Source organism: Marinitoga sp. 1138 (assembly GCF_013363265.1).
In the GTDB taxonomy this organism is placed as follows: Bacteria; Thermotogota; Thermotogae; order Petrotogales; family Petrotogaceae; genus Marinitoga; species Marinitoga piezophila.
In genome coordinates, this window is sequence record NZ_LBFA01000024.1 from 121,204 (window position 1) to 148,093 (window position 26,890).

Here is a 26,890-nt window from a genome sequence, read left to right on the forward strand (position 1 = left end):
AACATAGGAGGGATTAAAATGGCAAAAGTATACCAGCTAAAAGCTATTGAAAGAAAAGAAGGAGAAAAAGCAAATCACATCAAAAAAGAAGGTTTTATTCCCGCTATAGTCTATGGACCTGGTTTAGAAGGCGGAAATATTGCTTTAAAGGTTTCTTCTGTTGATGCATTCTTAATGATTGAAAAAATTGAAGAAACAACACCTATTCAATTAAACATTGAAAAGGAAAATGGTGAAACATATTCAGTAACAACATTCTTAAAGACATTACAGAGACACAAAGTATCAGATAAACCAATTCACATTGATTTCTATGTTCCATCAGCAGGACATAAAATGCACCTTAACATTCCTATTGAATTTACAGGTGAAGCAAAAGGATTATCAAGAGGCGGTATGTTAGAAATCCACTACCACGAATTACCAGTTGAAATATTACCAAAAGATATTGTAGAAAAATTCGTAGTAGATATTTCAGAATTAGATCTTGGAGATCATATTACAGTAAAAGACCTCAACATATCTGAAGAAATAGATGTATTACTTGACCCAGAAGAAGTTGTTATAGCTGTTACAGAACCAAGAGCAGCTGAAACAACAGGTGAAGAAGAAACAGAAGAAGCAGAAGGAGAAGAAGCTTAATTAAACTATGAAAATAATAATAGGATTAGGTAATCCAGGCCCACGTTATGTCTTTACAAAGCATAACGTGGGGTTTTTGGTTATCGATAGATATTATGAGTTAAATAAGCAGATATTCAAAAAAATTGAAAAAAACACCTTTGAAGGATATATAAATGATGATATAATATTAATAAAACCGCTTACATATATGAATTTAAGCGGAAAGGTGTTTTTTGAACTGAAAAATTATATAGAAGAAATATCACCGGAGAATATACTGGTAATATATGATGATATATCCATTGATCTTGGGAAGATTAGAATAAGACCAAATGGTTCTGCTGGAGGTCATAATGGATTAAAATCCATTATCTCCGTACTTGGTACAAAAGACTTTCCAAGGATACGCGTTGGAATAGGGCCAAAACCAGAAGGAATAGACCTTGCAGATTATGTATTAAGTGAGTTTACAAATGAAGAAATGTATAAATTATACAAAGTAATAGATAAAACAGTAGATGCAATAAACATTATTCTCGGAGGAAAAATAACAGATGCAATGAACAAATATAACAATCGTGATTTAACTGGAGATGATTAAATTGAAATGTCAATTATGCAAAACCAATGAAGCGGAAATAGTCCAGAAATTTGATTATGACGGAATAATGACTGAAATTGGATATTGTCAAAAATGCATGAAGGAAATTATGAGATTTCATCTTTCTCCAGTAAATGAAACAACGATAAAATTCTTTACTACAAAACTTTTTTTTAAAAACCATTCAAAATTTATGGAATCCTCGGTTGAAATTAGCGGGGTAAAAACATGGGTATTATCAGAAGGGCCTATACATTCAAAGCGTTTAATATTTAAAGAAGATGAAAACTCAAAAATACGAGATACGCAAACAGTAATTGAAAGAACATTATATTATTTATCTAAAGAATATGAGGCAGCCAGAAAAAACAACGATATAGATAAAATGGAAGCAATAGAAAAGATTATAAAAAAATTAAAAAGAATGCTTAAATAAAAAATCCCCTCTATTTGGAAAACCAGATAGAGGGGATTTATAAATATTAAATTTAAATAGCAGTTTTACTATAACGTTTAGCTTCTTCTATTGTATCTAAAATAAGCATAAGATTAATAACCTTGGTAATTTTTAAGATATTTTTAATCATAGAATTTATATTTATAAAAATCAATTTATTATTAAAATGTCTGGCTTTTTGAATTAAAGTAATAATTATTCCAAGTCCGTTACTATCCATATAATATACATTTGAAAAATCCACAATAATATTACTATCCTTTATATCTAAAATTTCCTCTAATTGTTTTTTTACAAATTTTCCATTTTCTATATTTAAATTATCATTAAATTTTAAAAGATAATAATTATTAAATTTTTCTATATCACAATATTTCTTCATTTCCATCACCTCCGACATTAAATATATCGTCTATAAAATCAGTTGCTTTAATAAACAAAAAAAGTGAAATAATTATATAATTTATGATATAATATTTCTATAAAAAATAACAAAATGAAAAGGAGGGGCAAAATGACAATACTAAATCTAAGCGGAATTGTATTTGGTCTTGTGGGGATTGTATTTACAATCTTTTTAACCTTTAAAGTACTTGAAAATTCACCGGGAAACGAAAAAATGCAAAAAATTTCTGGTGCCATTCAGACAGGTGCAAGAGCATTTTTGATTTCAGAATATAAAATCCTTTATGTAATTGTTGGAATAATATTTATATTATTGGGACTTACCAATGGCTGGATGATGGCGCTTGCATTTTTCCTGGGTGCAACCTTATCAGTTTTATCAGGTTTCTTTGGTATGAGTATTGCTACAAAAACAAATACCAGAACAGCTCAGGGAGCAATTCATTCTTTGAGTAATGGATTAAAAATAGCATTTAATGGTGGAGCTATAATGGGAATGACAGTAGCTTCATTGGGATTATTTGGTTTAGGACTCGTTTTTTATCTCACAAATGGCGATACCATATCAATGAGTGGCTATGCAATGGGAGCTTCATTGGTAGCGTTATTTGCAAGAGTTGGAGGAGGTATATTTACAAAAGCTGCAGATGTTGGTGCAGACCTTGTAGGAAAGACAGAAGCAGGAATTCCAGAAGACGACCCAAGAAATCCAGCTGTTATTGCTGATAATGTTGGTGATAATGTTGGTGACGTTGCTGGAATGGGAGCAGATTTATATGAATCATTTGTAGGTTCAATATTCTCTGCTTCTGCATTAGGGGTTATATTATTCAGCGAAAAAGGTGCAACATTTCCATTTATTGTAGTATCAATAGGTATAATATCTGCAATTATAGGAATTTTGGTGTTTAATTTTAATCTAAAAGACAAAGAAAATGTAGATCCTTCAAAAGCTTTACATTTTGGAATGTATATAGCAAATATACTCACATTAATAGGAGTATTTTTTCTATCATTAATATTCTTAAAGACATTAAAACCTTTTTATGTTATATTTCTGGGGATGGTAGTGGGAATGTTAATAGGTTCAATAACAGAATACTATACAGCAAAAGAACCTGTAAAACATCTTGCTAAAAGTGCAGTAAGCGGAGCTGCGCCATTACTAATAAATGGTATGGCTGTTGGTATGGAATCTACAGCTATTCCTGTAATATTAATATCTCTGGCAACAATAGTATCGTATAATCTTCTTGGATTATTTGGAATAGCGCTTGCAGGTGTAGGAATGCTTGCAACACTTGGAATTACTTTAGCAATAGATGCATATGGCCCTATTGCCGATAATGCAGGTGGTATTGCACAAATGGCAGAGCTTGAACCATATGTAAGAGAAAGAACCGATGCTTTAGATGCAGTTGGAAATACAACAGCTGCAATAGGTAAAGGATTTGCAATAGGTTCAGCTGCATTAACTGCTTTAGCATTATTTGCTTCATATACAAAGGTTGTAAACCTTGAAATAATAGATCTTGCAAAATCGCAGGTATTTATAGGTGCATTAGTTGGTGGAATGTTACCATTTCTTTTTTCATCAATGGCAATGAAAGCTGTTGGTGATGCTGCAGAAATAATGGTTGAAGAAGTAAGAAGACAATTTAGAGAAATTGTAGGATTAATGGAAGGAAAAGCTGATCCTGATTATTCATCATGTGTTGCCATAGCAACAAAAGGCGCTTTGAAAAAAATGGTATTACCTTCATTATTAGCTGTATTTATGCCAATAATAATGTTCTTTATACTTGGAAAAGAGGCAGTAGCCGGTATGTTAGTTGGAACAACAGTATCAGGTGTAATGCTTGCAATATTCATGGCAAATTCTGGTGGTGCATGGGACAATGCAAAAAAATATATTGAAACAGGCGAATTTGGCGGTAAAGGTTCATTTGCACATAAGGCAGCAGTTATTGGAGATACTGTAGGAGATCCATTTAAAGATACCGCAGGCCCTGCTATTAACATACTTATTAAATTAATGTCTATAGTTTCTATTGTTGTTATTCCTATATTAATAAAAATCTTTCAATAAATGAAAGGGGGATTAAGATGAAAAGAATAGCTGTTTTGAATGTAGGTGGAGATTGTCCGGGATTAAATTCTGCAATTAGAGCTTTAGTAAGAAAATCTGCAATTGAAGATATTGAAGTACTTGGAGTATATGATGGGTTTAAGGGATTTATTGAAGATAGGGTATTTATAATGACAAAAGAACACGTTTCGGGTATCCTGGAAAGAGGAGGAACTATTTTAGGTTCTTCAAAATTCGATCCCACAAAAAATCCTGAAGACTTTAAAAAATTGAAAGATAATTTTGAAAAATACCAGATTACAGCTTTTGTTATTATGAGTGGGCATACAGGAACATCAATAGCTTTAAAGCTTTCTGAAGAAGGTATGCCATCTGTAGTTATTCCAGCAACAATAGACAATGATCTTCCATGGACAGATTTTAGCATAGGTTTCTTTACAGCATTGGAAACTGTTACTAAAACATTGGATGCACTTCATTCAACAGCAAGTGCAGGACATAGAGTTATTGTTGTTGAAGTTGCAGGTGATGAAGCAGGATGGCTTGCAACAATAGGAGGGTTAACAGGAGGAGCTGATTATATACTTATACCAGAAATTGAATTTAATCCGGAAAATTTATTAAAAAACATAAAGAAAAGATACGATGAAGGAAAAAAATTCTCAATAGTAGTAGTTGAAGAAAAATGCCCTCTTGACGAAAAATTAAAGGATATAAAAGAAAAGTTGCCAGAAGGTTCAACCCCTTCAGACATAATTTCAAAATATATAAAAGAAAAATTACCAACAGTGGAATGTAGAAATGTAAACCTTGGATACATGCAAAGAGGTGGAGCACCTGTTTCATTTGATAGGCTTATTGCTACAATGTTCTCAACAGCGGCAATAGAATATGTTAAAAAAGGAAAAGTTAATGTAGCTTTATCTTTAAAAGGATTTGAAATTACAGATGTACCATTCTCAAAAGAATTGTTAGAAAATAAAGATATTGAACCAAAAATATATGATATGGCTAAAATATTCTTTTAATTAAGTAAAAAATATTGGGCAGCTTAACAGCTGTCCAATATTTTTTTATGGTATAATATGGATAGAAGGCGGTGATAAAATGAAAAAACCACATTTTTATTTTCTTCTATTTCTGTTAATAATAAGTATAATATCTTTTATTAATATTAATTATGCTTATTATATAATGGAAGGTTTAACTTCCATATTACTTGTTTTTTTAGCAGCATTTTCTGTAAAATATGTAAATAAATTTTTTACCGCCGGAATAATAATGTTTTTAGTAGAAAACACCCTTGAAATTATAAATGAATTTAAACCTTTTAATATCTTTTTCTGGCAAAATATTTTAATTATATATGGAACAGTATTTTTGATGTTTGGATTGTATAAATTCTATAAAAAATATTTTGAATTAGAAAAAACATTCAACGGAATATTTAAGCGTTCAAACGAGGCCATATTTTTCTGGGGTAAAGACAAAAAATTAATAAAAGCCAATCCAAGAGCAGCAAAATTATTGGGATATAATTCACCTGAAGAAATGGTTGGGATGGAAGTTGAAAAACACGTCTTTAAAGAAGATTATGAACATGTAAATAAAATAAAAAAACTTTTGGATAATAAAGAAGAAATTGAACCGTATGAAAGGAAATATAAAACATTAAATGGAGAAATAAAATGGGTTGAAGTTCATGCAATAAATGTTCAGGAAGGAAATGGTGAATATTATTTCCAGGAAATTGATCATGAAATAACTGACAGAAAAAAACTTGAAGAACAATTATATAGAGAAAAAGAAAAATTCAGAATGTATTTTGAATATGCACAGGTAATGTATGTTATTCTTGATAAAAATGGAAATATAGAAGACTTAAATCTCAAAGCCTGTGAAATATTAAAAGTAAAAAAAGAAGAGGTTATAGGAGAAAATTGGTTTGAAAATTTTATACCGGAAAATATTAGAGATGAAGTAAAAGAAGTTTTTAATAAAATAATGTCCGGTGAGCTTGAAAGTGTAGAGTATTTTGAAAACGAAATAATAACAAAAGATGGGGAAATATTAAATATATCCTGGCATAATACATATTTACTAGATGAAAATGGAAATATAGATAAGACATTTAGCTCAGGGCTTGATATAACAGCAGAAAAGAAATATCTTGAGACACTAAAATACAATGCAAAATTCGCAACAAAATTTCTTAATCTAAACAATGAAATTCTGACAAAACCATGGAATGAAAGTATGTATCAATTAATATTGGATACGGTAATAGATATTATCCCATCTGCAGAAGCAGGTAGTTTACTTACAATAGAGGAAAATCAAAGAATATTCACATATAAAGCTGTTCAGGGGTATAACTTTGAAAAATTAAAAGAAATAAAGTACCCGGAATTACCGCTAAGCATAAAAAAGCCAATAATTATAGATGATTGGGATGATATATATATTCCACCAAAATACGAATATGAATTACTTATAAAATACGGAAGATTAAAAGAGATAAAACAGAGTTTAATCATACCTTTTTATTTAAGAGGAAAATTATATGGCTTACTTACACTGGATATCTTTGATGAAAAAAAGAAATTTTCAGATATAGATCTTAATTTTGCCAATATAATAAAAAGTAATCTTGAATATCTAATTTTAAAAGTATTCCTTGAATTACAGCTGAAAAAATCAGCAGAACTTGATTATTTAACCGGGATATACAACAGGCAGGCATTCTTTTCAAGAGTGAAAATGATGATGTCATACCTGTCAAGACACAACAGCAGTAGAATGGGATTGTTGTATATAGACATAGATAAATTTAAACATATTAACGATACATATGGACATAAAGTAGGAGATGAAGTTTTAAAATTCTTTGTAAAACAGGTTTCCTCAATGATTAGAGAAAGCGATTTATTTGGAAGAATAGGCGGAGATGAATTTACCGTCGCTTTAATGGATACAGATAAAGAGGGAATAGAATCATTTATTTCACGAATGAAAAAAGTTTTCAAAGAAAAACCGTTTATTTTTGAGGATATAAAAATAAATATAAGTTCAAGTATTGGATATAGTATATATCCAGATGAAGGAAAAAACATTGATATTTTACTTGATATTGCTGATAAAAGAATGTATATAAATAAAAGAAAAAAGCCGGAGGAATAAATATGCTACTAAAAGTTGAGGATATATCGTATAATTTTGGTACTCAAGATCTTTTTTACGATGTTTCATTTTCAATTTATGAGCACGATAGAATAGCTTTAATAGGTCCAAATGGTTCAGGAAAAACAACATTATTAAGAATATTAAATGATGAATTAGAGCCATTAGAAGGAAATATAATAAAAAACAAAAATCTAAAAATAGGATTTTTAAAACAATTTAGAGCAGACGAAATGGATTTAAATCTATATGAATACGTTTTAAAAGAAATTGAATCAAATATAAAAGAAGAAATGAAAAATAAAATAGTTCGTTCTGTATTAAAAGGAATGGGATTTGAGGAAGAAGAGTGGAATAGAAAAATCAGCACATTAAGTGGTGGAGAATTAACGCGTTTAGCCTTAGGAAGAGTATTGGCTGGAGATTATAATCTTTTAATTTTAGATGAGCCAACAAACCATCTTGATATTTATTCTATTAATTGGCTGATAAATTATTTAAAAAATTACAAAGGTGCAATGATATTTGTTTCTCATGACAGAAAATTCATAAAAGAATTAGCAAATCGCTTTTTTGAAATAAATAATTTTAAATTATGGGATTTTCATGGAAAATATGAAGAATATTTAAAATTAAGGGAAAATATGCTTATAAACATAGAAAATAGAAAGAAAAATCTGGAAAAGGAAATAGAAAGATTAAACAGAATGATAGAGCGTTTCCGAAAATGGGGAACCGAAAAAATGATGAAACAGGCCAAGTTCAGGGAAATGTTAAGAGATAAATTACTTAAAGAATATGAAGAAATAGATTCCTTAAAAGAAGAACAGGTAATAAAAATAAAGATTCCTGAACCAAAAAGAACGGGATATAAAGTATTGGAAGTTAAAAATCTTGAGTTTTCATATGATAAAAAAGCAATTTTAAACAATATATCCTTTGAAATAAATGAAAAAGAAAAAATAACAATAATAGGAAAAAACGGTTCTGGAAAATCAACATTATTAAAATTATTAATGGGAAAATTAAAAACTGAAAAAGGGAAAATAAATTGGGGATATAACATAAAAATCGGATATCTTGATCAGGTTATTTCTTCTTTGGGAAAAGAAAAGGATATTATGAGTGTAATATGGGAAGATGTACCTGAGTGGCAGGATTTTGAAGTAAGAAAATATCTTGGAAGATTCGGCTTTTCGGGAGATAATGTATTTAAAAGTATTAAAAATCTCAGTGGTGGGGAATTAACCAGACTTGCGCTGGCAAAAGTAATACTTCAAAAACCAAATGTGCTTATACTTGATGAACCTACCAATCATCTTGATATTTTTACAGTTCAAACCCTTGAAGAAACATTAAAAGAATTTAAAGGTTCAATTATTATGGTTTCGCATGATGAGAAACTAATAAAAAACATAACAGATAGATTTTTTGTAATAAAAAACGGGTATATTAAAGAGTATAGTAAATTTGAAGATATAATAAACGAACAGCAAAATGAAACATTTAAAATAAAAAAATCCTCTTCTGAGAATCTTGAATATAAAGAAGCCAAAAGGATAAAAAATAGAATAAAAACACTGGAAAGAAAAAAAATAAATCTTGAAAAAGAATTTGAAGAATTAATAGAAAAGATTGAAAAAATTGAAAATGAAATGGTAAAATATTCTCAAAACTATCAAAAATTAATGGAACTTGAAAATGAAAAACAACAACTTGAAAAGAGAATGGATGAAATAACCTTAGAAGAAGATGAAATAAATAAAGAACTAAAAGAATTAGTAAAAATTGGAGGATGATTGCATGAATTATTTCGGAATATATTCCGATCAAAGCGAAAACTTTTTAATGCCAGTAAATCCCAAAGTTGGTGACGAAATAACAATAAAAATAAGAATACCAAAAAAATATGGTAAAGTAAAGGGGAGATTAAATTTTCTTGTTCAAAAGCATCATAATAAATACAAACATACAGTAATGCACCTTGAAAAAGAAGATGAATACTTTAAATATTTCAGTACAAAGTTTAAATTAACAGAAAGGATTATACGCTATCATTTTGAAATATATTTTGAAAACGATAACAGAACAATAAAATACGATTCGAGAGGAATAGTTGAGCACAGGCACGTAGAAGATTTTATTATAATTCCAAATTTTGAAGTGCCAGAATGGTCAATAGGAGCAATTTACTATCAAATATTCCCGGATAGATTTAACAACGGAGACAAAACAAATGATCCAGTAGATGGCGAATATATATATGATGGTGAAAAAATAAGAAAAAAAGAATGGAATGAATATCCACATCCTACAAAAGGACACACAGAATTTTATGGTGGGGATATACAGGGAATAATAGATAAACTGGACTATTTGAAGGAATTAGGAATAGAAGTAATATATTTAAATCCAATATTTGTATCTCCAAGTCCTCATAAATACGATACACAGGATTATGAACATATAGATCCCCATTTAGGAGTAATAGTAGAAGATACAGAGGATTTAACAGAAAAATACAAAATAAGAACAACATCTAAAAAAAATCTTGAAGCCAGTGATAAACTGTTTGCTAAATTAGTTGAAGAAGCTCATAAAAGAAATATAAAAATAATTCTTGATGGTGTATTTAATCATTGTGGTTCATATCATAAATGGGTAAATGAATATAAAATATATGGTGAAGATGTTGGCGTTGCAAATAACAAAGAAGTGCCAGAAAGCGAATACTTTTATTGGGACAAAAATAATGAATATGAAGGCTGGTGGGGATATAAATCACTTCCGAAGTTAAATTACGACAAAACATTATTACTATGGAAATACATATCTCAAATCGGGGAAAAATGGGTTTCATATCCGTATAATGCTGACGGTTGGAGATTAGATGTTGCAAGAGATTTAGGAAAAACAAAACAGGTCAATAAAAATTTCTGGAAATATTTCAGAACAATTGTAAAAAGGAAAAATCCTGAAAGCATAATATTTGCTGAAGATTATGAATCTCCTAAAGAATGGATTGAGAATTTATCATGGGATGGTATAATGAATTATATTGGAGCTATGGATCCTATAAGTTACTTTTTAACCGGTATGGAAAAACATAATGATGATTACAAGCCAGAATTGTTGGGAAATTCTGAATGGTTTATTGAACAATTGCGTTGGGCATGGAGTCAAATGCCAATGAATTCAAAATATTTGTCCATGAATCAATTGAGCAATCACGATCATTCAAGATGGGCAACAAGAACTACTAAAAAAGTAGGAAGGAGTTATTCCTTAGGTCCAGAGGAAGCTGAAAAAGGTATAGATTGGGATATCTTTAAAATTGGAATTATAATGTTATTTACATTGCCGGGTTCTCCGGGAATATATTATGGTGATGAAATAGGATTGCCAGGCTGGACAGATCCTGACAATAGAAGAACATTTCCATGGGATAAATTAAAGGAAAAAGAATCGCAGGAAAAACTGAATTTTTTTAAAGAAGTAATTGATTTTTATAAAAAACACCCGGTTTTGAGAAATGGTTCAATAGAATTTTTAAAATGGGAAAAGGATTTTGTTTCTTATGGAATATGGAATAATGACGAAAAAATTGTTGTAATTGTGAATATATCAGATAAAGATAAAGACTTTGAAATTCCAGTATGGTTATGCGAAGTAAAAGAAAAGAAAATGAAAAAAGGCATATCAATAAAAAATAATGAAATTGATGAAATAAATGTAGAAAACGGGAGTATAAAAGGTACAATAAACAAAAAAAGTTTTATTATTTTTCTTGGAAAATAATAAAAATGTGTTATAATATGTATAAAGGAAAATGAGAGGAGGAAAAAACATGAAAAAAGAAATTTATGGAAACAGTGCAACAATATTTCTTCAAGGCAGAATTGATATAACTAATTCAGAAGAATTAAGGGATGAACTAAACGAATTAGCAGAAAACGGAATAAAAAGAATATTTATTGATATGTCAAAACTTGACTATATAGATAGTAGTGGATTGGGTAGAATATTATATTTCTTTATGAACTACAAGAAAAAAGGTGGTTCAATGGAATTGCATAATGTAAGAAATGAAAACGTGAAAAAAGTAATTGAAATAGTAAAATTAGATAAAATCATCCCTGTAAGAGAATATGATGTTGAATAAATTTGAATTCTAAAGCTGCTTTAAAGCAGCTTTTTTTATTTTTATAAAAATTTTACATAAATAGACTTTTAGATTTAACCCAAATATGGCATAAATTATCTGTAAATATATACAAATTGTATATAAAGGAGGGGTATAATAATGCCACATGTAAAAATAGCAATATACACAACATCCAGATGTCCATGGTGTAGAAAAGCAAAAAATTATTTCAAGCAATTGGGTATTCCTTTTAAAGAATATAATGTTGAAAAGGATCAAAAGGCAGCTGAAAGAATGGTGAGAAAAACAGGGCAAATGGGTGTTCCTGTAATTGAAATAGGAAATCAGACAATTGTAGGATTTGACAAAGCAAAAATTGAAAGATTGCTTGGAATATAAGTTAAAACAAAAGAAGTCCGCTTCACTAATTTTGGTGAAGCGGACTTCTTTTGTTTTAGGTTTTGACATTGAAGAAATTTTGTAGTATAATTAATGTCACCTTTTTTTATAAAAGTTTGTGATGTAGAAAAAAGAAAAATAATGTTCATTCAAACAGCAAGAATTTCTGATCCTTGTTCTATAAAAAACACTCCTAAAAAGGTTCATTCAGGCGGTGAAATTTCAAGCCTTCATTCACCTTTTTACTCGTGTTTTTTATGTTTAACTTATATAATAAAATATAATAAGAAATAAGAAAATAGAAATAATAATATGAGCGAAAACTTGAAAATTCCGAAGAGAAACAACTATGATTGAGAAAAATAAAAACGAACGAAAACTCGCAGGTTGCCCGAGAAAATCACGAATGGAGGCTGTCAAAAAAACAGGATGTTTTTTTGAGCGCAGCTTCTGCAGGGATGCAGAATCTAAGCGACAGCCGGGAATGAGTGATTTTCGAGGATCAGCAACCAAGTTGTTTGAGGGAGTTTTTATTTTTCTTAATCAACAACACAAAAGGACGAACATGGATGTGAGTCTGCAACGACCGGCGGGAACGAGAATTTTTGAGGATTAGAATTTTCTACCGTTTGAGCGATTATTATTATTTCTATTTTCGAAAAAAGTTTTTGATATACAAATATTTAATAGCATAAATGAATCTTTTTAAGAAGTTTTCTTGACTATATTCTTTATAAATCCCCGTTGTGGGAAATTTTTGTCTTCGTTCATTTTTATTTTTTAAGCTAAATTTTTCAATTTATATAAATAAAATCATTATTAGGGAGGGATAAGATGAGTTATATAGTAAAAACTAAAAACGGGGAATTTAAAATAAAAAAAGGAGAGCAGTTTTTTAAGATAGCTGAAGAATTGCAAAAGAAAAATAAATATACTGTACTTGCAGTAAAATTCAACAATGAAATTAAAGAATTATGGAAAAAGGTTCATGGAAGCGGATATGCTGAACCAGTTGATGTAACTTCAACAGAAGGCATGAGGATATATAGAAGGGCTTTATTATTTATTATATATATTGCATTAAAAAGAAAATTTAAAAAATCAAAATTTGTTGTACATCATTCTATTGGTAGCGGATTGTATTTTGAAATAAAAGGAGTAAAAAATTCAGAAAAAAATATTGAGAAATTAAAAGCTGAAATGAAAAAGATAATAGAAGAGGATTTGTTATTTGAAAAAATAACATTAAGCAAATTCGATGCCATAAAATATTTTGATGAAAATGACGAAAAGGATAAGGCTATTTTATTTAAATACAGAAAAAAAACAACAGTAAAGGTTTATAAATGTGGCGAGTATATAAATTATTTCTATGAATACATGCCGCCTTCAACAGGGTATATAGAATTATTTGATGTTATTGCATATGACAAAGGATTTGTATTATTGCATCCAAATCAATCATCACCAGATAAGATTCCGGAATTTAAACCTTTGCCAAAACTCTCAGCAACCTTTATTGAATATAAAAAATGGCTTGATATATTAAATATACAAAATGTTGGAGAATTAAATTCATTAATTGCAAAAGGTGTAAATAAAAGTGGAGAATTAATAAGAATAGCAGAAGCCCTTCATGAAAAAAAATATGCAAATATAGCAGATCAAATTATGAAAAGAAAACATGTAAGATTAATATGTCTTGCAGGTCCGTCCTCTTCTGGTAAAACAACAAGTGCAAAAAGAATAGCTTTACAATTAAAGGTAAACGGTAAAGAACCATTGCAAATATCTCTTGATGACTATTATATGGATTATGAAAAAATACCTTTGACTCCAGAAGGGAAAAAAGATCTTGAATCAATAGAGGCGCTGGATCTTGATCTATTAAATAGAAATCTTAAGGATTTAATTGAAGGTAAAGAAGTTGAATTACCAAGATATAACTTTGTAACTGGAAAAAGAGAGTGGACAGGAAAGAAAGTAAAAGCAGGGAAAAATCAACCTATTATTATTGAAGGAATTCATGGTCTAAATGAAAAACTCACAGAAAGCATACCAAGAGATCAAAAATTCAAGGTATATGTTAGCGCTTTAATACAGATGAATCTTGATGAAATGAATAGAATACCTACAACAGACACAAGATTAATAAGAAGAATAGTTAGAGATTATAATTTTAGAGGCGCAACAGCATTAAGAACTTTACAATTATGGCCAGAAGTAAGAAAAGGTGAAGAAGCAAATATCTTTCCATATCAGGAAGAAGCAGATATTATGTTCAATTCATATTTAATATATGAATTGCCAATACTAAAATTATATGCAGAACCATTATTGCTTGAAATAGACAATACTTTACCTGAATATACAGAAGCAAAAAGATTGCTAAGATTCTTAGATTATTTCCTTCCTCTTCCAGCAATAAAACATGTACCAAATATCTCAGTTTTAAGGGAGTTTATAGGCGATAGCACATTTGAATATTAATATTACTGAAAAAATTTTATGATATAATAAAAATGAAGTTTTTATGATTGGGTAAATAAAAGTTATTTCAAATTGCTAATTAATATTTTGTATTAATTTTTTCAGTAGGAGGTAATTAAATGCCGGGAAGAGGTAGAGGACAGGGAAGGTTTAGAAGAGGCTGGATAGAATCCTTTGTATTATTAATAATAGCTGAAAAGCCATCTCATGGCTATGAAATAGCAAATAAACTCTCTGAATTTGGTGTTATGCTCAACGGTATAGGGCAAATGGGTAATTTATATAGAACCCTTGCAAAACTGGAAGAGATGGGACTTGTTGTTACAGATTGGGATACCTCAGAACCAGGCCCATCAAAAAAGATTTATAAAATTACACATGATGGAATGTTATTCCTTGAAAATTCAAAAAAGGATTTTATAGAGTTTAAACATATAATTGATGTGTTTATTGATAGAGTGGAGAGGTTGTAAAATAAAAAATAAGGGCTTAAGCCCTTATTTTTTATTTTTTTATCATATTTATTTATTTATTTATTTATTTATTTATTTATTTACCGTATTGCAACTCCGGGTTAAAAATTAAAGTGTTTCAAAAAGATGAAAATATGTTATAATTTTTAATGAAAGGATTAAAAGGAGGGAGAGAGTATGAAATTAACTGGCAAAGTTCTCACTATGGTTTTGGGGATAACAATACTTTCCCTGATTTCTCTGACTTTTTTTACAGTTAAATCGTCTGTTAATTCAATGACAAATTCCAGTGCAGAAAAATTAATAGCTGTTTCAGAAAAATCTTCAAATGAATTAAAACTTTATTTTGAACAAATTGATGATTTTTTGAGATTAAATTCTAAACGAAATTTGTTTATTAAAAATTTATTTTCATTCGAAGAGATTTTTCATGAATTAAGAGAAGAACATAACGAGATAAGTGAGATATTACAAAAAGCTTTTATTGATGATAATCCTTATCCTGTTGGTGAAAAATACAAATTGACAGAATTATCAGGGGTGCATGCTCAGGAATTAAAGGAATATAATGAAATACATAAGGTTTTGCAACCAATAGTCAAAAATATGATAGATACATATGGTTTTTATGATTTATTCTTAATTAGTGCTGATGGGGATATTCCGTATACATATTATAAGGAAAGAGATTTTGCAACTAATATACTTGAAGGCAAATGGAAGGATACAAATTTAGGAAGTCTTGTGAGATTATTAAAAGAAAAAGACGATAATAATGTGCACTATGTTGATTTTGCATCTTATGCTCCTTCAAATGGGATACCAGCAGGGTTTGCAGGTATTTCTATTAAAGACAGTAAGGGAAACACAATTGGATATCTTGTGGTTCAATTGCCAATTAATAAAATAAATAAGGTCTTGCATGAATCAGCTGGTATGGGAGAAAGTGGAGAAACATATGTTGTGGGACCTGATAAATTAATGCGAAGTGATTCAAGGTTTAAAGAAGGAACAATATTAAAACAAAAGGTTGACACTGTTTCTGTTCAAAAGGCTTTAAATGGTGAAGAAGGCTGGAATATAATTAAAGATTATAGAGGGATAAAGGTAATAAGTGCTTATATGCCTTTTAAACATGCAGAATTAAACTGGGCGTTAATTGGTGAAATTGATTATGATGAAAGTACAGCAGATGCTAAAGCATTAATTAGAATAAGTATTATAACTCTTGTGATAATAATTGTTATAAGTATAGTGGTTAGTTATGTATTTACTAAAAATTTATTAAAACCATTAAAAATGGCTGTTGGAGCTTTTGCGGAAATTGCTAAAGGTGATCTTACAGTTAAAATTGATGTAAAAGGTAATGATGAGATTGCTGAATTGGGAAGAAGTTTAAATTCAATGGTTAAAAATCTTAATGATACAATGAAAGAGCTTATTAATATTTCTACGAAATTAAATTCTTCTTCAACTGATTTAGCAGCAGTTTCAGAAGAAAACAGCGCAAATGTTCAGGAAATTTCATCTCAGGCAGAGGTTATTGGCGAGAATACAGAAAATCTTTCTTCAGCAGTTGAAGAGGTATCTTCAGGAATAGAAGAAATAGCAACAAGTTCACAGAATATTTCTGAATCAACACAGGAAATGAGTCAGAGTGCAGAAGAAACTACAGAATTTGCTCATATAGGGCAAAAGAGTATGAATGATGTTGTTAAAAGTATGGAAGGTGTTTCGGAAGAAACATCTAATGTAGCAAAGATAGTTTCTGATTTAGCAGGAAAAGCTCAGAATATTGGTGAAATTGTTGAAACAATTGGTAGCATTACAGAACAAACAAATTTATTGGCATTAAATGCTGCAATAGAGGCTGCAAGGGCTGGAGAAGCAGGAAAAGGTTTTGCTGTAGTTGCTGATGAAATTAGAAAGCTTGCAGAAGAAAGTAGAAATGCAACAGATAAAATAGCAGATATTTTAAAAGAAATTCAGGAAAGTGCTAATACAGCAAATGAAGCCACTCAAAAGGCTAAGAAAGAGGTTGAAAAAACCAATGAAATTATTGAAGTGGCAAATAAACAGTTCCATGAAATTGCAGAAAAGATAGATGTGGTTAAACAATTATCAGAAAATATTACTGCAGCTTCTGAAGAACAGAGTGCATCAACAGAAGAAATGGCAAGCGCTGTTACAAATGTAAGTAAGAGTATTGCTGAAATAACAGAAAAGATAAAACATATAGTTCAGGCAATTGAAGAAGAACGTGATGGAGCAGAAGAAGTCGCAAAGGAAAGTCAGGTATTAAGTGAATTAGCTGAACAATTACATTCTATTACAAAGAAATTCAGGATATAAAAAAATGGGGCATTTATGATAGCCCCATTTTATTTTTTGCTTTTATCGAAAATATTTTTTAAACCTGAAATATCCTCTACACGTGTAGCAGAAATATTTTCTTTCATAATGCTATCATAAACCTCTTCACGGTAGATCTTAAAGTCTTTTGGACCATCAAATCCCAATTTTATTGCATTCCCTTCAACAGATAATACCTTTAATTTTAAAATTTTATTGTCTATCATTATTGTTATACCTTCATCTATTTTTCTTGATAAGACTAACATATCACGCACCCCTTTCATTATCAGGTGCCTGATTTTTAAGTATTTTGTCGCTTCTTTCTATTTCTTCTTTTACATTGTGTTTTAAATGATATTCATCATTGTCTAAAATTAACTGGACACCTTTTTTATTTATTTTTGAGATAATAAGAGGAGCTTTTAAATTGACTGTTATATTGTCTGGATCGCCCTGAGGAATGGTCATAATTGCAAATATCTGAGCATCTTCTGGTTTGGAAATCTCGAGATATTCAACCATGTCTTTTGGTAAATCAAATGTGTAATCCACACGTACAAGTACCGGATCAATTACAGGGAATGAAATAGCTTCATCTTCAAGTGATAAAAGCCATTGTATAGGGAATGTATCTTTTGAAAAGTGTATATAAAACTTTTTGAGGTTTTCAAATCCGGGAATTCCAAATTCAAATGTAATTACATCTTCATCTGCAATTTCCAATTCTCCAAATCTTGTATTGTATTTTTTCTTTTTTTCAGTGAATTTTGAAACTTCTTTTATCTGCCTTTCAAGCATTTTCTGGCTTAATAATATCTCATCATTAACGCTATGTTTTACTGAAAGATTTTCATCGTCTAATATATACTGTAAACCTTTATTTGTTTTTTTGGATATTACCAGAGGAGCTTTTAAATTTACAGTTGCATTTTCAGGATTTTCCTGAGGTATAGTCATAATGGCAAATAATGCAGCATCTTCTGGTGAGTCTATTCCAAGTGTTTTTACAACATTTTCAGGAATCTTTGCAACATAATCAACCTTTATTAATTTTGGATCTATAATAGGAAATGCAACAAGTTCATCTTCCAGTGATAATAGCCACATTATTGGATAAGTATCCTCTGCAGTTAATATAACGAATTTTTTTAAATTTTCAAATCCAGGAATACCTTTATCAAAAACTATTACTTCGCTATCATCTACTTCAATTTCTCCTATACGTGTTTTATACATTTTTAATGCCACTTTGTCTTTCCCCCTTATCTAATGAAATCCACAAGGGATTGTGGAAGTATTTGTGCTGTAGTTTTTAATGCTGCCTGTAATATATTTTGTTCTAAAGTAAAATCACTAAATGCTTTTGTCATATCTGTTCCAATAAGTTCATTTATTATATCTGTATTGTTATCAACAACTCTTTCAAACCTTTTTTCCATTGATTCGAGCATGTTATCGGTACTACCAACTCTTGCAAGGTTTGCATTTACTTTGTTTAATATTTCATCAAGAGATCCAAGATCTCTTTCTATATTTTCATCGCTATTTTTATCGGCATTTTCAACAGAGTCAATTAATCTGTCTAAAATTCCAAATACCGTTTCGCCTGAATCTGTTCTAAAAACATCATAAACGGTGACTCCGTATTCTATTTCCACATGTTCTAATGGAAGTTTTGCACGAACATTTGCTTCTCGTGGAGTATTTATAATAATTTTATTGTTATCTTTTCTTACTGGAGGTAAATCTGTTTTAGCTCCACCAAAGATATATTTTCCATTAATTTGTGTATTTGCGATTTTATATAAATGATCCTTTAATTGCTTTAATTCTTCAGCTATATGCTGCCTATCTTCCAGTGTTTGAGTATCATTTGCAGCTTTTACAGTTAATTCTTTTATTCTATGATTGACATCCTGCATTTCCTGTAAAGCAGTGTCATAATAGACAAGTACTGAACGTGTATTTTTTATATTGTCTATGTATTCATTTAATACTCTGTTTCTTCCCATAAGATAACTGCTTTTTCCAGCTGCCACAGGATCATCAGAAGGTTTTCTTACCCTTTTTCCAGTGGAAAGCTGCTCACTTAATTCTTCTCTTTTAAGCATAGAATTCCTTATATCGTTTAAAGCTCTGTTAGCTATCATTGATTGAGTTATTCTCATATTAACTCACCTCTTTTCTATCGCATAAGCCCGTTGATAATTCTGTCTAACATATTGTCCACAACATTGATAACTTTGGCAGCGGCATTAAATGCCTGTTGATATTTTATAAGATTTGTCATTTCTTCATCAAGCGACACGCCCTTTACGCTTTCTCTTTGATTATAAAATTCCGTTTTTAAACTATCACTATTTATTTCCATTCTTTTTGCTTTTTCTCCTGAAATACCAACATCAGTAATTATATCTGAAAGATAATCTTCAAAATCATGGCGTCCATCTGATAATAATTTTGTAGATTTAAGCAAATAACCATCTTCCCATAATGTCGATGAATGTTCCCCGGAAGGTATAATGCTGTCAATATCTCCGTCATAATCTGTATCCACCATTTTTCCAAGGTCCATTGCAAGCATATCCGGGTTATTAAGTAGATAATCCTTTACACTTAGATTTTTTGCAACGCTGGTATCATCTGATAAAATAAATTTAGATGTATATTTTAATCTTTCTGCTAAATCTGATATATCCATAGTTTTATCAATTAATGAAAAATGTTCCGAATATGGTTGTGATGGATCATCGTGTTTCCATAATCCTAATAATTCAAACAATCTCTCAGGTCCTTTTATTTCTACATTTTTTAAATCATAATTTAAAGTTTTATCTGCTTTAAGCGCAAGTCTTCCTCCTGGAGTGTAAAAAGCGATAAGTCCGGTATTTGTTTCGTTGATTTTATTAACCAATGAATCAAGAGTATCTCTATGAAAATCAATTTGGACCTTTTTCCCCTGAATGGACATAAATGCGCCAAAATCAAGGAAGTCCATTCTCCATTTAAGGTCATCATCTGATTTTAAGGTTAATTTAGCGGCAGTTGTATTTGCTGCCCAACCCTGTGAAACGATTTTTCTTGCAGCAGAGTCTTCATCATAATAAAAGTTTTCTATTTTTATTGTATCTGTTCCAATATTTATTTGTATGCTATCTACATTTGCCCAGCTGAAAGTCGAACCATCAGCGCCAGGTAATATTTCAAATTCATCTCCATTTTGCACAATTTGAAATTCATTATTTGTACCAATTGTTGAACCATTTAATGCCCCTTTTGTAATACTTCCAGAATAAGAAGGGGTGGAGTCTTTATAATTTATTGTAAAACTAACAGTATCTGAATTTGAATATTTTGATAAATCAATGCTTTTTGTTTTATATGCATATAATCCAAGAGCATTTTTTAATGAGTTTTCCGAAGTGTCTAAAACAGATAAATTTACATTTGATGAATTCATTTCATGTAACATTCCATTTGGATCGTCTATTACAACGTTATTCATATCTGAATATGCAGAGCTTGTAGGTACTACATATAATTCTCCATTTCTTACAAAAGCTCTTACAAGTTTTAATCCTCCGTCTTTTGTTCCGTCACCATCAGCATCTGTGTTAATTCTATTTGCTATATCATTTAAAGATGTAACTCCATCAAGATTTAAGGTTTCTGTATAATTTCCCGGACCTTTAAATGTCATAATTCCCTGCATTTCCTGAGGAGGAATTTTTGTCCATTTTAAGGCGTTTATATCCTTACTTGGAATTCCCAATTGTTTAAAGAGATTTCTATTAAAGTCTATTATTAGACGATCACTAAAAGCTGAACCACCTTCATTTGCAAAGGTAAGCAATCCTCCATTTTGAGCGCTGTATTTATAATTAAAATTGGCTCTGAATTTTGAACCGGTATTTAATGTATCAAGAGAGTTTCCAGAATTTATTGTTGCTACATAATCAGAAGTATCTTCAAAGCCATCTTCCACACTTATTAACTCTGCAGAACCAAGATCAAAATTAACTTTTATGTCATCTATTGTATTTTGATTAAATTTTAAATAGCTATCTATATAGTTTTTAGGTTGTCCACTTAACATTATATTTCCAGCAATTCTTCTTAATTTATCTGTGGCAAGATTACCTTCTGGTATTTCATTAAAGAAGTTCATTCCTCTAATTGTTCCTGTTAAATCGTATCCTTCTTCGTGAATTAAATTTAACGTGTCATAAAATGTTGCAGCCAATTCATCTAATCTACTTAATTGATCGTTTAAAACATTATCTCTTAATTCGAAGGTGGCTCCTAATGCCCCATCTTTTATTTCCAATAGTCCACTATTAATATATACATAGTTTTTTCCGTCAATATTTTTTACGCTCATTTTTGTGTAATATTCACCATTTAGTATTTCATAATTTTTGAGCATTATGCTAATTTGACCGTCATTTTTTTCTTTTACGGTAAATCCAAATTTTTCAGAGAGATCATCTAATATGGCATCTCTTTTGTCCATTAAATCATTGGCAGTCATACCAACAGAAGTTAATTCTTTAATCTGTTTGTTTAATCCGGAAATTTCTGCTAATTTTGAATTTATATCCTTTACCATTGATTCTATATCAGAATTCAGGTTATCTTTTACTCCTTCAATATCAACATATAGACTCTTTAAATTTTTAGCTAAATTTTGAGCCTTGTATATTAATTCCCTTTTATTTTCAGGAACTGTTGGTTCAGATAAAATTTTATGGATAGAACCCCAGAATTCATCAAAAGACTTTCTTATTCCGTCTTCTGATGGTTCGTTATAAAGTGATTGCACATAATTTAAATTGGAATTCATTGTTTTCCAATATCCATATTCACTGTTATATTTTCTATATTGAACATCAAGAAATTTATCTCTTACCCTTTTTATGGATTCAATCTTTGAACCGGTTCCAAGTTCAAGACCACCCTGGGTTACTGTAACATTGGTGGTAATATTTATTTCTCTTCTGGAGTATTCTGGATTATTGGCATTTGCAATATTTTGAGATATTGCATTCATAGCTGTTTTGTTTGTAAATATCCCAGACATTCCTGTGTGAAGCGTTCCGAATAATGACATTTAAATCACCTCAACCCTGCCAGTTAATTTTATTGGACTGCCCCACATTTTTATATATTCCGTTTTTGTTATATGTAGGAGCAGGTTTTGCAGGTTCCATAAATAGCTTTATTAATATATCGTTGTATTCCATTCTTGCCTTTAATAATTCCTTTAATACTTCAGAAATCGTTGAAACATCAACTAATTTATCTTTTAGATCTAAAAGTATGTCTGTCATTTCTTTATCTTCTTTAAAATATTCAATAAAATCATCTAAAGAGTCTTTAATACCTTTTTCTTTAGCAAAATTGTCAAATAATAAAATCCTCTCCTTTTCAACTTTTGAAAGCTGGAGAGCCAATTTGCTAATTTGGGAAATATCCCTGTTTAATTTTTCAATCTTTTCGCTTTTTAAAATTTTGTCCTTTAAACTTTCCATATAATAAAAAATATCCACGAGGATAGACAACTCCTCGTGGATTATTTTCTTTATATCAATATCCTGATGCATTTTAGAAACCTCCAAGAAGTTTTTCTGCAATCTTGTCAGCATCTATTTTGTATAGTCCTTGGTCTATGGCCTCTTTCATCTCCTCCACGAGGTTCTCCCTGATATCAGGGATTTCATTTTTGGCCATTTCTATATATTTTTTAGAAGAACCGTCAACTGACAACTTTACAGGAGCTGTATCCTGATTAATTATTCTATTTGAATTATGGTTTTTCCCAACCTTTTCATTTTTTAATGATTCATTTTTTACATATTGCTGATAAGCTCCGCCTAATCTGTTTATATCCATAATTACACCTCCAGTAACGGTTCGGTTCGAATCCCGGTCATACTATATATCGTCTAAAATGCATCGGATATTAATGTCTTATAGATATTCCCATTTTTTCAAATAAATTTATAGTTTTTTCTGCTATTCTATTTATTTCATCGTCTGTTAAGGTTCTATCTTTAGCTCTATATGTAACAGTTATTGTGATGCTTGTTTTGCCTTCTTCTATATTTTTTCCTTTATATACGTCAAAAACCTTTATTTCTTCTACAAGTTTTTTTCCTGCTTTTAAAATAGCGTCTTTTATTTCATAGAAGGTTATTTTATCATCAACCAGTAATGAGTAATCTCTTCTCATCGAAGGATATTCAGCATTTACAACAGAATACTTTCTTGTTCCAGAATATAACTCAAATAATTTTTCAATATCTATTTCTGCTATGAATACAGGTTGATTTATGCTATACACATTTTCAGCAATTTCATTTTCTATTTTTCCAAAGAAACCAATTTCTTCTTTACCAGAATAAATTTTTGCGCTTTGCGCAAAGGATAATCCTTCAATATTTTCTCTTTTATATTCTACATCAATATTTAAATAATCGAATAAATTATCTAAAGCGCCTTTAAATGTATAGAATGAAACATTTCTTTTATCTGTGTAGTCATATGGATTTTCTTCACCAACAGCGACAAAGGCCAGTTTTTCTATTTCTTTTACAGAGGTTTCTGATTTTTCGTCATTTAAAAATGTTTTTCCAATTTCAAATAATTTAATATTTCTACTCTGATTTCTAAAGTTATATGATGCAGATTCAAGAATTCCGTATACAAGTAAAGGTCTCATTGTACCTAATTCTGATGAAATAGGATTTTCAAGGAATACTTCTCCTTTTTTTAACCACATTCTTGAATTGTCCATAAAAGCAAAAGTGAAAGCTTCGTTATAACCATTTAATCTCATTAACTCAGAAAGTTTTTCCCTGAATTTAATGTATTTTGAAATACCTCCTACAAGGTTATGGGAAGGCAATACAGAAGGTATATTATGATAACCATAAATTCTTCCAATTTCTTCTACAAGATCTATTTCTTCAAAAATATCAGGTCTTCTTGTAGGAACAGTAACTTCATATCCGTTTTCTTTCTTTTCAAATGTAAAATCGAGTTTTGATAAAGAGTTTTCTATATCATTTTCTGAAATTTCAATTCCCAATCTGTTTGAAACATAAGAAGATCTTACAAAGATTTTCTTTGGTTCTATATATTCTGGATATGCATCTGTCATAGGACCACTGATTTTTCCATTTGCCAGTTCTTTAATTAAGTAGGCTAAACGTCCCATTACAAATTCTGTATCATTTGGGTCAACGCCTCTTTCAAATCTATATGATGAATCTGTTGAGATTTTATGATATCTTGCGCTTTTTCTGATATTTACAGGATCAAAATAAGCTACTTCCAATAATACTCTTTTTGTATTTTCGTTTATGCCTGATTCTTCTCCACCCATAATTCCACCAAGTGCAAGGAATTTATTGCCATCTGTAATTAAGGTTTCTGTTCCGTTTAATTCGTATTCATTTCCGTCTAATAATAATACTTTTTCACCTGCAACAGCTTTTTTTACAACAATTTCGTTTCCAATTAGATCAAGATCAAAAGCATGAACAGGATGTCCAGTTTCGAGCAATACATAATTTGTGATATCTACAATATTATTTATACTTCTTATTCCAGCAGTAGCTAGTCTCTTTACAAGCCATGAAGGTGAAGGTTTTACTTCAACATCTTCTATAACTAAAGCTGCATATCTTTTACAACCTTCATATTCGATTTTAACAGGAAATCCGTTACCTTTTTCAATTTTTTCAATTAAAGGTAATTTTAAATTTTCTGCTGCATCTATAGCTATAAATTCCCTTGCTACACCTAAATAGGATAAGAGATCAGGCCTGTTTGGGAATATCTCTATATCAATTATATCATCTTTTAATTTTAAATATTCAATAAAATCTGTTCCCGGTGCAACTTCCTCAGGAATTCTATAGACAAATTCTGATTTTTCTTCAAGTCCAAGCTCTTCAAGAGAACATAGCATTCCTTCTGAAAGAATTCCTCTCATTTTTCTAGCCTTTATTTTAAAGTTTCCATGTAATACAGCGCCATCAACTGCAACTGGCACAAGGTCATTAACCTTTACCGATTTATCAGCAGTTAAGATTTGTAAATATTTATCTCCGACATTGATTTTACATATTATGATTCTATCTGCATCAGGATGATCCGTTATTTCTTCAACACGGCCTACAATTACACCTTTTAGATTTCTGCCGGAATATTCCACACCTTCCACATTAGTTGAATGTTTTTTTATTTTATCAATAAGTGTTCCAGTATCAACCTTTAAATCTATATAATCTGAGATCCAATTTCTTGATATATTCACCAGAATTCCTCCTTTAAAGCCCTAAAAATCTCATATCGTTCCTATAAAATTCTCTCATATCTGAAATTCCATATTTTAACATAGCTATTCTTTCTATTCCTGTTCCAAAAGCAAATCCCTGCCATTTTTCTGGATCGTATCCAACATTTTTCAACACATTTGGATGAACAAGACCTGCACCGAGTATTTCTATCCAACCAGTCCCTTTACATACATTACAACCTTTTCCGCCACAGAACATACAATCAACATCAACTTCATAACCCGGTTCAACAAATGGGAAATAACTTGGTCTTAATAATACCTTTCTTGAACCGCCAAAATACATAGTTAAAAATTGTTCAAGAGTTGCTTTTAAATGACCAACAGTTACATTTTTATCTATATATAAACCTTCAAATTGATTAAAAGCAGGTGAATGTGTGGCATCTGGTTCATCTTTTCTATAAACTCTTCCAGGTGAGATAATAGCCAATGGAGGTTCGGTGTTTAACATAGTACGAACCTGAACAGGTGATGTGTGTGTTCTCAGGATTATATTATCCTTTCCTTCTATATAAAATGTATCCTGCATATCTCTTGCTGGATGCCATTCTGGCGTATTTAATGCATCAAAGTTATGCCATGTTGTTTCAATTTCTGGACCTTCAACAATTTTATATCCCATACTTGAAAATATTTCATATACATCTCTTATTGTTTGTTTTAATATATGTTCATACCCAATTTTTCTTTTAGCACCTGGTAAGGTTATATCAACCCAACTTTTCTTTTCTTCCATTTCCTTTAAGTGTTGTTTAACCTTTTCCAGACCTTCCTCAAGTATTGCTTCTGCCTCTTTTTTTAAGTTATTTACAAAGGCACCAAATTCCTTTCTCTTTTCAGGTTCGATTTTTCCAATTTCTTTCATTAATTTTGAGATTTCGCCTTTTTTACCGACATATTTTGATTTTAGAACCTGAAATTCCTGAATATTTTTAATTTTATCAATTTCCCCTTTTAGTGATTCAATAATCCTTTCTCTTATATCATTCAATGTGCTTTTCCTCCTTACTAATAATTAATTTTCTATTTTTTTTAGAATTTTTTCTATATCCTGAAATTCAATATCAAAAATGTTATCAATAATTTTTTCAATAACATCATTATCGGCGTAATCCAATTTATAGATTATAGATTCGATTTTATTTCCAAATTTTTTCAATAATAATTTTTTAGCTATCTCTCTTCTACTCTCTTCTTTACCTTCTTTTCTACCTTCTTTTCTACCTTCTTTTCTACCTTCTTTTCTACCTTCTTCCAAACCTTCTCTTCTACCTTCTTCTAAACCTTCTATTTTAGCTTTTTCTT

The 26,890-nt window shown here is 30.0% G+C and carries 22 protein-coding genes and 1 pseudogene; 13 read left to right on the plus strand and 10 right to left on the minus strand.

Features of this window, described 5'->3' with window-relative positions; all coding sequences use genetic code 11:
- Window positions 1–18 precede the first annotated feature (18 nt).
- From XO11_RS08715 to XO11_RS08725, 3 genes are read left to right on the plus strand one after another with little or no spacing between them, the layout of a single operon-like run.
- On the plus strand, window positions 19–642 hold the full coding sequence (locus XO11_RS08715; protein ID WP_014297228.1) for a 50S ribosomal protein L25: 624 nt from the start codon (window positions 19–21) through the stop codon (window positions 640–642).
- Between the two features lie 7 nt (window positions 643–649).
- Window positions 650–1,225 carry an aminoacyl-tRNA hydrolase gene (gene pth / locus XO11_RS08720; protein WP_014297229.1) on the plus strand — a complete coding sequence of 192 codons (576 nt, stop codon included), beginning with the start codon at window positions 650–652 and terminating at the stop codon, window positions 1,223–1,225.
- 1 nt (window position 1,226) lies between these two features.
- Entirely contained in the window at window positions 1,227–1,661 is a 435-nt protein-coding gene (locus XO11_RS08725; protein WP_175418499.1) for a hypothetical protein, read from the plus strand.
- Between the two features lie 52 nt (window positions 1,662–1,713).
- Here the strand turns inward: XO11_RS08725 and XO11_RS08730 are convergent, their stop codons facing one another.
- The gene (locus tag XO11_RS08730) at window positions 1,714–2,064 is read right to left on the minus strand and encodes an STAS domain-containing protein (RefSeq protein WP_014297231.1); all 351 of its coding nucleotides are present in this window, start codon (window positions 2,062–2,064) and stop codon (window positions 1,714–1,716) included.
- Window positions 2,065–2,196: 132 nt separating this feature from the next.
- On the opposite strand from XO11_RS08730, the gene XO11_RS08735 reads away from it, so the two are divergent.
- From XO11_RS08735 to XO11_RS08780, 10 genes are all read left to right on the plus strand, one after another.
- The gene (locus tag XO11_RS08735; protein WP_014297232.1) at window positions 2,197–4,176 is read left to right on the plus strand and encodes a sodium-translocating pyrophosphatase; all 1,980 of its coding nucleotides are present in this window, start codon (window positions 2,197–2,199) and stop codon (window positions 4,174–4,176) included.
- Between the two features lie 17 nt (window positions 4,177–4,193).
- Complete coding sequence (locus XO11_RS08740) at window positions 4,194–5,204, plus strand: 6-phosphofructokinase (RefSeq protein WP_014297233.1); 1,011 nt, start codon at window positions 4,194–4,196, stop codon at window positions 5,202–5,204.
- A 79-nt stretch (window positions 5,205–5,283) separates the two neighbouring features.
- Window positions 5,284–7,356: a sensor domain-containing diguanylate cyclase gene (locus tag XO11_RS08745; protein ID WP_175418500.1), complete on the plus strand. Its 2,073-nt coding sequence runs from the start codon at window positions 5,284–5,286 to the stop codon at window positions 7,354–7,356.
- A 2-nt stretch (window positions 7,357–7,358) separates the two neighbouring features.
- Entirely contained in the window at window positions 7,359–9,155 is a 1,797-nt protein-coding gene (gene abc-f, locus XO11_RS08750) for a ribosomal protection-like ABC-F family protein (RefSeq protein WP_175418501.1), read from the plus strand.
- 4 nt (window positions 9,156–9,159) lie between these two features.
- Complete coding sequence (locus XO11_RS08755) at window positions 9,160–11,154, plus strand: glycoside hydrolase family 13 protein (RefSeq protein ID WP_175418502.1); 1,995 nt, start codon at window positions 9,160–9,162, stop codon at window positions 11,152–11,154.
- A gap of 49 nt (window positions 11,155–11,203) precedes the next feature.
- Window positions 11,204–11,518 carry an STAS domain-containing protein gene (locus tag XO11_RS08760; protein ID WP_014297237.1) on the plus strand — a complete coding sequence of 105 codons (315 nt, stop codon included), beginning with the start codon at window positions 11,204–11,206 and terminating at the stop codon, window positions 11,516–11,518.
- Window positions 11,519–11,659: 141 nt separating this feature from the next.
- Window positions 11,660–11,899 carry a glutaredoxin family protein gene (locus tag XO11_RS08765; protein WP_014297238.1) on the plus strand — a complete coding sequence of 80 codons (240 nt, stop codon included), beginning with the start codon at window positions 11,660–11,662 and terminating at the stop codon, window positions 11,897–11,899.
- Between the two features lie 834 nt (window positions 11,900–12,733).
- A complete protein-coding gene (locus XO11_RS08770; protein WP_175418503.1) occupies window positions 12,734–14,389 on the plus strand; it encodes a nucleoside kinase in 1,656 nt (551 codons plus the stop codon).
- A 119-nt stretch (window positions 14,390–14,508) separates the two neighbouring features.
- On the plus strand, window positions 14,509–14,862 hold the full coding sequence (locus tag XO11_RS08775) for a PadR family transcriptional regulator (protein WP_014297240.1): 354 nt from the start codon (window positions 14,509–14,511) through the stop codon (window positions 14,860–14,862).
- Between the two features lie 177 nt (window positions 14,863–15,039).
- On the plus strand, window positions 15,040–17,214 hold the full coding sequence (locus XO11_RS08780) for a methyl-accepting chemotaxis protein (protein ID WP_175418504.1): 2,175 nt from the start codon (window positions 15,040–15,042) through the stop codon (window positions 17,212–17,214).
- A 29-nt stretch (window positions 17,215–17,243) separates the two neighbouring features.
- Here XO11_RS08780 and XO11_RS08785 read toward each other — a convergent pair whose 3' ends face one another.
- From XO11_RS08785 to XO11_RS08830, 9 genes and pseudogenes are all read right to left on the minus strand, one after another.
- Complete coding sequence (locus XO11_RS08785) at window positions 17,244–17,483, minus strand: carbon storage regulator (protein ID WP_041638606.1); 240 nt, start codon at window positions 17,481–17,483, stop codon at window positions 17,244–17,246.
- Between the two features lies 1 nt (window position 17,484).
- Entirely contained in the window at window positions 17,485–18,465 is a 981-nt protein-coding gene (fliW, locus tag XO11_RS10430; protein ID WP_014297243.1) for a flagellar assembly protein FliW, read from the minus strand.
- A 14-nt stretch (window positions 18,466–18,479) separates the two neighbouring features.
- Window positions 18,480–19,385 carry a flagellar hook-associated protein FlgL gene (gene flgL / locus XO11_RS08800; RefSeq protein WP_175418505.1) on the minus strand — a complete coding sequence of 302 codons (906 nt, stop codon included), beginning with the start codon at window positions 19,383–19,385 and terminating at the stop codon, window positions 18,480–18,482.
- A gap of 17 nt (window positions 19,386–19,402) precedes the next feature.
- The gene (flgK, locus tag XO11_RS08805; protein WP_014297245.1) at window positions 19,403–22,327 is read right to left on the minus strand and encodes a flagellar hook-associated protein FlgK; all 2,925 of its coding nucleotides are present in this window, start codon (window positions 22,325–22,327) and stop codon (window positions 19,403–19,405) included.
- 10 nt (window positions 22,328–22,337) lie between these two features.
- Window positions 22,338–22,820 (minus strand): flagellar export chaperone FlgN, encoded by a 483-nt coding sequence (flgN, locus tag XO11_RS08810; RefSeq protein WP_075780724.1) that lies wholly within the window; start codon window positions 22,818–22,820, stop codon window positions 22,338–22,340.
- Between the two features lies 1 nt (window position 22,821).
- Complete coding sequence (flgM, locus tag XO11_RS08815; RefSeq protein WP_014297247.1) at window positions 22,822–23,109, minus strand: flagellar biosynthesis anti-sigma factor FlgM; 288 nt, start codon at window positions 23,107–23,109, stop codon at window positions 22,822–22,824.
- Window positions 23,110–23,179: 70 nt separating this feature from the next.
- A complete protein-coding gene (gene pheT / locus XO11_RS08820; protein WP_175418506.1) occupies window positions 23,180–25,540 on the minus strand; it encodes a phenylalanine--tRNA ligase subunit beta in 2,361 nt (786 codons plus the stop codon).
- A 13-nt stretch (window positions 25,541–25,553) separates the two neighbouring features.
- Entirely contained in the window at window positions 25,554–26,576 is a 1,023-nt protein-coding gene (locus XO11_RS08825) for a phenylalanine--tRNA ligase subunit alpha (RefSeq protein WP_075780726.1), read from the minus strand.
- Window positions 26,577–26,600: 24 nt separating this feature from the next.
- Window positions 26,601–26,890, minus strand: a pseudogene (locus tag XO11_RS08830) (flagellar biosynthesis protein); the annotation flags it as partial.